Origin of the sequence: Rathayibacter sp. AY2B7 (genome assembly GCF_002931635.1) — a bacterium.
Lineage (GTDB): Bacteria > Actinomycetota > Actinomycetes > Actinomycetales > Microbacteriaceae > Rathayibacter.
In genome coordinates, this window is the sequence record NZ_PSUC01000138.1 from 1 (window position 1) to 7451 (window position 7451).

Genomic DNA, 7451 nt, shown 5'->3' on the forward strand with positions numbered 1-7451 from the left:
GACTGGTCCAACGGATCGGCCGAGTACTACATCTCTCGCGGGTACATGTTCGGCGCAAGCGGCCTCATCGCAGATGTGCTGCACTGGGCGACGTCAGTCCCACTCCTCTTAGCCGTCATCACCTGGGGTGTCATCGTCGCAGAGATTTGCATCGGAATTCTCGTTGTGACCATTGACTTCGGTCGACGGATCGCGTTCATTCTGGCGGTCGCATTGCACGTCGGGATCATCCTCAGCATCGGGCTGTGGAGTTTCGGGATCATCATGATCGCAACCGTCGGGATCGCGACGATGAAGCTCGTCCCGTCCTCCGCTTCGCCCGGTTCTGCGAGTGACGAGGACGACTCTCCATCGATCCTCGGAGACGACGATGCCGCTCGGCGATCGGAGGTGTTGTGATGCTGCGATTCCTCCGGTCGGCCAGGCCGCGGCAAAGGCGTGAGGCGCCGAGCACGGGTGGTTGCGTCCGGCGCGCAGTCCGCACGGATCACGCCTACTGGCGCAAGCTCGCCGTTCCGCTCCTCCTGTGCTCGGTGCTGGTCGGATGCAGCCTGAATCTGGCAGAAACTGTTCCGACAGCGGGCACAGACCTGACCGCTGAGGAACTCCGGACCCAAGATCTGATGCTGTGGGCGGTCGAACGGCTGAACGCAGAGGAGGACTTGACCACTGAGGCTGTCGAGTCGAAATCGGACGCGGGTGCGTTCGACTCGGAGTCCACCGCGCATCTGGTCACCATGGTGAATTCGAGCCTTCGGCCCCTGGGCCCATACACGGTGAAGTCCTTCGAACATCGACCCGAGGGAGCTCTTGCTGTCGTCCGCAATCGGCTTGGCATTCTCCTCGATCTGCAGATCACCGCGAACGCGAACGGAGAGCTCAGAGCGCTCGTCGTGAACGCGGCGGTTGCCACTGCACCACCATCGATTGCATCCTTTGCCGAAGCAGCCGCTCGTCTCGAAGCGCTCGTTCGTGCGTCATCACTGCTCATGCAGGTGACACGCGGGTCGCACACGGAGTCGGTTCACGAGCGGGCGCACGACGTTCTCCGTCCGGTTGGATCGGTGATGAAGCTGTACGTTCTGGCAGCTGTAGTGGAAGCGATCAAAGAAGGGGATCTCTCCTGGGAGGACGTGCTCATGATCGACGATGGGAAGAAGAGTCTCCCAACCGGTCGGCTGCACCTCGAGCCGGACGGAACAGAAATCAGCGTGTTCGAGCTCTCACGTTTGATGATGCAGATCAGCGACAACACAGCCGCCGACGTTCTCATGGACGCTGTCGGAGCCCAGCGGTTGTCGGCCGCGGTGCGCGATCTCGGGCATCACCAACCTGACCTCCTCGAACCGTTCCCGACGACGAGGAAAATGTTCCAGTTGACGCTCGGCGGCGACACGTCGCTCGCGAACGACTGGAACGAGGCATCCAGCGCGGCTCGCCATGGCATTCTTGAGAAGTTGAGCAATCAGCCGCTGACAGTGGACCCGGCATGGATCGAGCGCGCGCCGTTCTGGCCACGCGACATCGATTGGTTCGCGAACGCTGAAGACGTGGCGAGTGCGCACCGGGCGGTCGTGGAGCTGGGACGCGACGATCCGCACATGTCGCAGATCCTCCGGTCACCCGAGATCGCGTCTTCTTCGCCGTTTGTAGAACGCGGGTTGGTGACACTCTCGGAGAAGATCGGAAGCTCGCCGGGCGTCGTGGCGGTCACGCTGGTTGCCGTGGGGAGCGACGGTGCCGTCTATTCCGTGGTTGCCCTGGGCGTATCCGAACAACCCGGTGACCCACTGGAGCTCTATCGATCGAAGTTCATCGATGTTGCCAGGAGCGCCCTTGACCTATTGATCGAGTGACGCGACATCTCGGATTCTCGACAACCGGTTCGGATCCGTTCAGAGCACGGCGCGGCTGGCGTTCACCTGCTGTTCCGGTGAGGCGGCGTGTCCGATGATGGCATTCCCGCTGAGGAGCGCCGACAATTTCGATGCAAAGAGAGCGCTCCGGCAACTGGCTCACCGGCAAGTGTGGGGAGTGGCCGAGATCGATCCGACGCCGATTGTATTCGGACGCGATCGGAAGCAGTCTGCCGTCATCGATGCTATTGCACGGCACGCTGAACAGTACGGTTCCAGCCGCAGTTCGGTCTTGCCTCGGTGCCCTTACATGCACCTCGCACTGAGTAGGTCAAATTGGGAAGATCATGACCGGGATTCGCCCCTGTTGGTAGCACACGTCAGACCGCCGGGATGTCGGCGAAGCGCGAGAAGTGGCCGTGGAAGCCCACGGTCACCGTACGGGTCGGGCCGTTGCGGTGCTTGGCGACGATGAGGTCGGCCTCGCCCGCGCGCGGGTTGTCCTTCTCGTAGGCGCTCTCGCGGTGCAGGAGGATCACCATGTCGGCGTCCTGCTCGATCGAGCCGGACTCGCGGAGGTCCGAGATGGCGGGGAGCTTGTCGGCGCGCTGCTCGGGGCCTCGGTTCAGCTGCGAGAGCGCGATGACCGGCACCTGCAGCTCCTTCGCGAGGAGCTTGAGGGCACGCGAGAACTCCGAGACCTCCTGCTGGCGGCTCTCGACCTTCTTGCCGGAGGTCATCAGCTGCAGGTAGTCGATGACGACCATCTTGAGCCCGACCCGCTGCTTGAGCCGGCGGCACTTCGCCCGGATCTCGACGAGGGTCATGTTGGGCGAGTCGTCGATGTAGAGCGGCGCGTCGTTGATCCGGCCGCGGGTGGAGGCGATGGTCGTCCAGTCGCGCTGGTCGACCGTGCCCTTGCGCATGTGCTGCAGCGGCACGGACGCCTCGGCCGAGAGGAGGCGCATCGCGATCTCGCTGCGCCCCATCTCGAGGGAGAAGAAGATCGTGGCCATGTTGTGCTTGATCGCGGCGGCGCGGGCGAAGTCGAGCGCCAGCGTCGACTTTCCGAGCGCCGGGCGCGCGGCGACGATGATCATCTGCCCGGCGTGGAAGCCGTTGGTCAGGTCGTCGAGGTCGGCGAAGCCGGTGGGGACGCCGGTGAAGCTGCCGTCCTTGTGAGCGGCCGCCTCGATCTCGTCGATCGCGACGGTCACCGCGTCGGTCAGCGGGACGTAGTCCTCCGCCGTCTCGGAGCCGGTGACGTTGTAGATCTCGGCCTGCGCCGTGTTGACCAGGTCGAGCACCTCGCCCTCGCCCTGGTAGCCCATCTGCGCGATGCGGGTTCCCGCCTCGACGAGGCGGCGCAGCAGAGCGCGCTCGGCGACGATGGAGGCGTAGTAGCCCGCGTTGGCCGCGGTGGGGACCATCGAGGTGAGCGTGTGCAGGTAGTCGGCGCCGCCGGCCCGCTGCAGCTCGCCCTGCTTCGTGAGCTCGTCGGTGACCGCGATGACGTCGGTGGGCTCGCCGTGCGAGTAGAGGGCCAGGATCGCGTCGAAGACGATCTCGTGCTTGGGGATGTAGAAGTCGGTGCCCTTGACGCTCTCGACGACGTCGGCGACCGCGTCCTTCGAGAGCAGCATGCCGCCCAGGGCCGACTGCTCGGCGAGGAGGTCGTGCGGAGGGGTCCGCTCGTTCCCGCGCGACTCGCCGCGGTCTCCGCGACCGTCCCGTCCGTCCGAGCCGGGTACCGCCAGGTGCGCGATCGTCATGCCTTCGCCTCCTCCTGTCGGGTGCTGCGCGTCCGGTCGAGCCGGTGCCGGGATCCGGTCTACCAGCGACCTCCGACAGCGGCGCACGGGCGCCTGCCCGCACCCCTCGCGGGGCGCTGCGCCACCCTACGGACCGCCGCCCGCGGCACGCAAACCGCCCTGTGGAGAGAGCTGTGCAGAACCGAGGGGAAACGCCGGGCCCACTGTGGGCAACATGTGCACAACCCTGTGGGAACAGTGGCCGTCGGCAAGTTTTTTCTGGGCCCTGACCAGGCATTCACCGCTTTCCACAGGTGTGTGGGGAAAAGAGTCTCAAGACCACAGTGAAGGTTGGTCCCGCCGGAGGGTGTATGTGGATGGAGCTGTGGAGAACGGGAACGACGAAGGGCGGTGCGAGGGGACTCGGAAGTCCCGTCGCACCGCCCTCCGCGGCGTTCTCGCGGCCTTACTTGGCCGCGACCACCTGCAGCTTCACAGTGGCCTGGATGTCGTCGCGCAGACGCACCACGGCCTCGTGCTCGCCGACGTGCTTGATCGCGTTCGAGATGACGATCTTGCGCTTGTCGAGTTCGCCGAATCCGGCCGCCGCCACCGCGTTCGCGATGTCGGAGGTCTTCACCGAGCCGAACAGGCGGCCGTCCTTGCCGGCCTTGACCGTCAGCTTCACGCGGTTGGCCTCGAGGACCTGCTTGGTGTGCTGGGCCTCTTCGATGGTCTTGTGCTCACGAGCGGCTCGCGCCGACTTGATCTGCTCGACCTGCTTCTCGCCACCGCGGGTCCACGCGACGCCGAAGCCCTGCGGGATGAGGTAGTTGCGGGCGAACCCGTTCTTCACGTCGACGACGTCGCCGGCCGAGCCGAGTCCGTCGACCTCGTGGGTCAGGATGACCTTGGACATACCGTTACCTACCTTCCGCTGCCGGCGTAGGGCAGGAGCGCCATCTCGCGGGCGTTCTTGACGGCACGGGCGATGAGGCGCTGCTCCTGAACGGAGACGCCGGTGATACGACGGGCGCGGATCTTCCCGCGCTCCGAGATGAACTTGCGGAGGGTCGCGACGTCCTTGTAGTCGATGACACCCACGCGGACCGACTTCGCGGGGGCCGCGTTCTTCGCGCCCTTGCCGCGGATCGGCTTGCGGCGGTCGCCGCTGCTCTTTCCAGCCATAGTGGTTTCCTTAGATTCTGGTTCGCCCCTGCCCCGCCGCGAGCGATCGCGGTGCGGGGGAGGCGTGATTCAGGTGAGGAGAGCGTTTGAGCCGAGGCTCAGAACGGCGTCTCGTCGTTGTAGCTGCCCGGCGTGCTCCACACGTCGCCACCGGCGGGAGCGCTCGGCGCCCACGGCTCCTCGGCCTGACCGCCACGGTTGCCGCCGGCGTTGCCGGAGCCCCCCTGACCGCCGCCGCCGAAGCCGCCCTGGCCGCCGCCGATCTGACCGCCGTTGCCCTGGCCGCCACCGGCCTGGCCGCGTCCGCCTCCACCGGAGGCGCGCGTGACCTGCGCGGTCGCGTAGCGCAGCGAGGGCCCGATCTCGTCGATCTCGAGCTCGATGCTGGTGCGCTTCTCGCCTTCCTTCGTCTCGTAGGAGCGCTGCTTCAGGCGGCCGGTCGCGATGACGCGGCTGCCCTTGGTCAGCGTTCCTGCGACGTTCTCGGCGAACTCGCGCCAGACGGAGGCGCGGAGGAACAGCGCTTCGCCGTCCTTCCAGTCGTTCGCCTGACGGTCGAAGGTGCGCGGCGTGGAGGCGATGGTGAAGTTCGCGACCGCGAGCCCGCCCTGCGTATAGCGCAGCTCGGGGTCGGCGGTGAGGTTCCCCACCACGGTGATGATCGTCTCGCCGGCCATGAGCGCTACGCCTTGGGAGCGGCCGAGGCCTTGGCGGCCTTGCGGGCGGCCTTCTCGTCGGCGAGCTTCGCGGCGGCCGCGACCTGGGCGATGCCCTCTTCGGCCCGCAGCACCTTGGTGCGCATGACGGCCTCGGACAGCTTCAGCTGACGGTCGAGCTCGTTCGCTGCGGCGGAGGTCGACGTGAAGTCGACGACGGCATAGATGCCCTCGGACTTCTTGTTGATCTCGTACGCCAGACGACGGCGGCCCCAGACGTCGACCTTGTCGATGGATCCACCATCGGTGCGGATGACGTTGAGGAACTTGTCGAGACTCGGAGCGACGGTGCGCTCATCGATCTCGGGGTCCAGGATGACCATGATCTCGTACTGATGCGTCACTAACCCACCTCCTTCGGACTGAACGGCCACGGTATTTCCGTGACAGGAGGGTATGTAGCATCTGCCCACTCCCGCGGACGCGAGTGCGTCTGGTCGTGGACAACCTGTACAGACTACAACAGGACCGCCGCGACGCGCCGGACGGATCCGCTCGAGGCGCACCACCCCGGGCGCCGGGCGAGGCGGGCACGGGGCCCCGCTCAGCGCCTCAGCGCGACGCCCACCACTCGCGGAGCCGCTGCGTCGCGACCTCCTCGCCGAGCGGACCCTCCTCCAGCCGCAGCTCCAGCAGGAACCGGTACGCCTGCCCGACCTCGGGGCCCGGGGCGAGGCCGAGGATCTCCATGATCCGCGTGCCGTCGAGGTCGGGGCGCTTGGAGGCGAGCTCCTCCTTCTCGGCGAGCTCCGCGATGCGCGCCTCGAGGTCGTCGTAGGCGTGCGCGAGCCGGTCGGCCTTGCGGCGGTTGCGCGTGGTCACGTCGGCGCGGGTGAGGATGTGCAGCCGCTCGAGCAGAGGCCCGGCGTCGGTCACGTAGCGGCGCACCGCGGAATCGGTCCACGCGCCGTCCGTGTACCCGAAGAAGCGCAGGTGCAGCTCGATGAGGCGGGCCACGTCCTTCGTCGTCTGGTTGTCGAACTTGAGCGCGCGCATCCGCTTGATCGCGAGCTTGGAGCCGACCAGGTCGTGGTGGTGGAAGCTCACCGCTCCGCCCGGCTCGAGCCGCCGCGTGGCCGGCTTCCCGATGTCGTGCAGGAGGGCGGCGAGCCGCAGCACGACGTCGGGCGCGGCTCCGGGGTGCCGCGACTCCTCCAGCGCGATCGCCTGCTCCAGCACGGTGAGGCTGTGGGTGTAGACGTCCTTGTGGTGGTGGTGCTCGTCCTGCTCCAGGCGCAGCGCGGGCAGCTCCGGGAGGAAGCGACCGGCCAGACCGGTGTCGACGAGCAGCTCCAGGCCGGCACGGGGCGAGGCGGTCGCGAGGAGCTTCCGCAGCTCCTCCTGCACGCGCTCCGCCGAGACGTCGTCGATCCGGCCGGCGAGCTCGGCCATCGCCCACTCGACCTCGTCGGTGGTGCGGAAGCCGAGCTGCGAGGTGAAGCGCGCGCCGCGGAGCATCCGGAGCGGATCGTCGCCGAAGGAGAGGTCGGCGGGGGAGGGGGTGCGCAGCCGGCCGGCGAGCAGGTCCTCCACTCCTCCCGAGGGATCGACGAGGACGACCTCCGGGAGCCGCAGCGCCATCGCGTTGACCGTGAAGTCGCGCCGCACCAGGTCGCCCTCGAGCGAGTCGCCGAACTCGACCTCGGGCTTGCGGCTCACCCCGTCGTAGCTGTCGCTGCGGTAGGTCGTGATCTCGACCGTCTCGCCGGCCACGCGAGCGCCGATCGTGCCGAAGGCCCGGCCGATGTCCCAGTGCGCCTCGGCGATCGGAGCGACGATCCGCACGATGTCGTCGGGGCGCGCGGAGGTGGTGAAGTCGAGGTCGTGCACGCCGTGGCCGAGGAAGGCGTCGCGGACCGGGCCGCCGACCAGCGCGAGCTCGTGGCCCTGGGCCGCGAAGGCCTCCGCCAGCCGCGTCACCGTGGGCGTCCCCGCGAGCG

7 protein-coding genes and 1 pseudogene are annotated in these 7451 nt (G+C 67.4%); 2 read left to right on the forward strand and 6 right to left on the reverse strand.

Annotation, left to right across the window (positions count from 1 at the left end):
• Together C5C27_RS18195 and C5C27_RS15955 are read left to right on the forward strand one after the other, a co-directional pair.
• A pseudogene (locus tag C5C27_RS18195) lies at window positions 1–399 on the forward strand (hypothetical protein); the annotation flags it as partial.
• Entirely contained in the window at window positions 399–1856 is a 1458-nt protein-coding gene (locus C5C27_RS15955; protein ID WP_146079723.1) for a serine hydrolase, read from the forward strand. The pseudogene C5C27_RS18195 and the gene C5C27_RS15955, both read left to right, overlap by 1 nt.
• Before the next feature lie 380 nt (window positions 1857–2236).
• Here the strand turns inward: C5C27_RS15955 and dnaB are convergent, their stop codons facing one another.
• From dnaB to C5C27_RS15985, 6 genes are all read right to left on the reverse strand, one after another.
• On the reverse strand, window positions 2237–3628 hold the full coding sequence (dnaB, locus tag C5C27_RS15960) for a replicative DNA helicase (RefSeq protein ID WP_104225797.1): 1392 nt from the start codon (window positions 3626–3628) through the stop codon (window positions 2237–2239).
• A 445-nt stretch (window positions 3629–4073) separates the two neighbouring features.
• A complete protein-coding gene (gene rplI / locus C5C27_RS15965) occupies window positions 4074–4526 on the reverse strand; it encodes a 50S ribosomal protein L9 (RefSeq protein WP_104222692.1) in 453 nt (150 codons plus the stop codon).
• A gap of 8 nt (window positions 4527–4534) precedes the next feature.
• Window positions 4535–4795: a 30S ribosomal protein S18 gene (gene rpsR / locus C5C27_RS15970; RefSeq protein ID WP_055784551.1), complete on the reverse strand. Its 261-nt coding sequence runs from the start codon at window positions 4793–4795 to the stop codon at window positions 4535–4537.
• Between the two features lie 98 nt (window positions 4796–4893).
• The gene (locus C5C27_RS15975) at window positions 4894–5472 is read right to left on the reverse strand and encodes a single-stranded DNA-binding protein (RefSeq protein ID WP_104222691.1); all 579 of its coding nucleotides are present in this window, start codon (window positions 5470–5472) and stop codon (window positions 4894–4896) included.
• 5 nt (window positions 5473–5477) lie between these two features.
• Complete coding sequence (gene rpsF / locus C5C27_RS15980; RefSeq protein WP_068207796.1) at window positions 5478–5855, reverse strand: 30S ribosomal protein S6; 378 nt, start codon at window positions 5853–5855, stop codon at window positions 5478–5480.
• A gap of 208 nt (window positions 5856–6063) precedes the next feature.
• The coding region (locus C5C27_RS15985; RefSeq protein WP_258066827.1) for a CCA tRNA nucleotidyltransferase at window positions 6064–7451 on the reverse strand (1388 nt) is incomplete at its 5' end.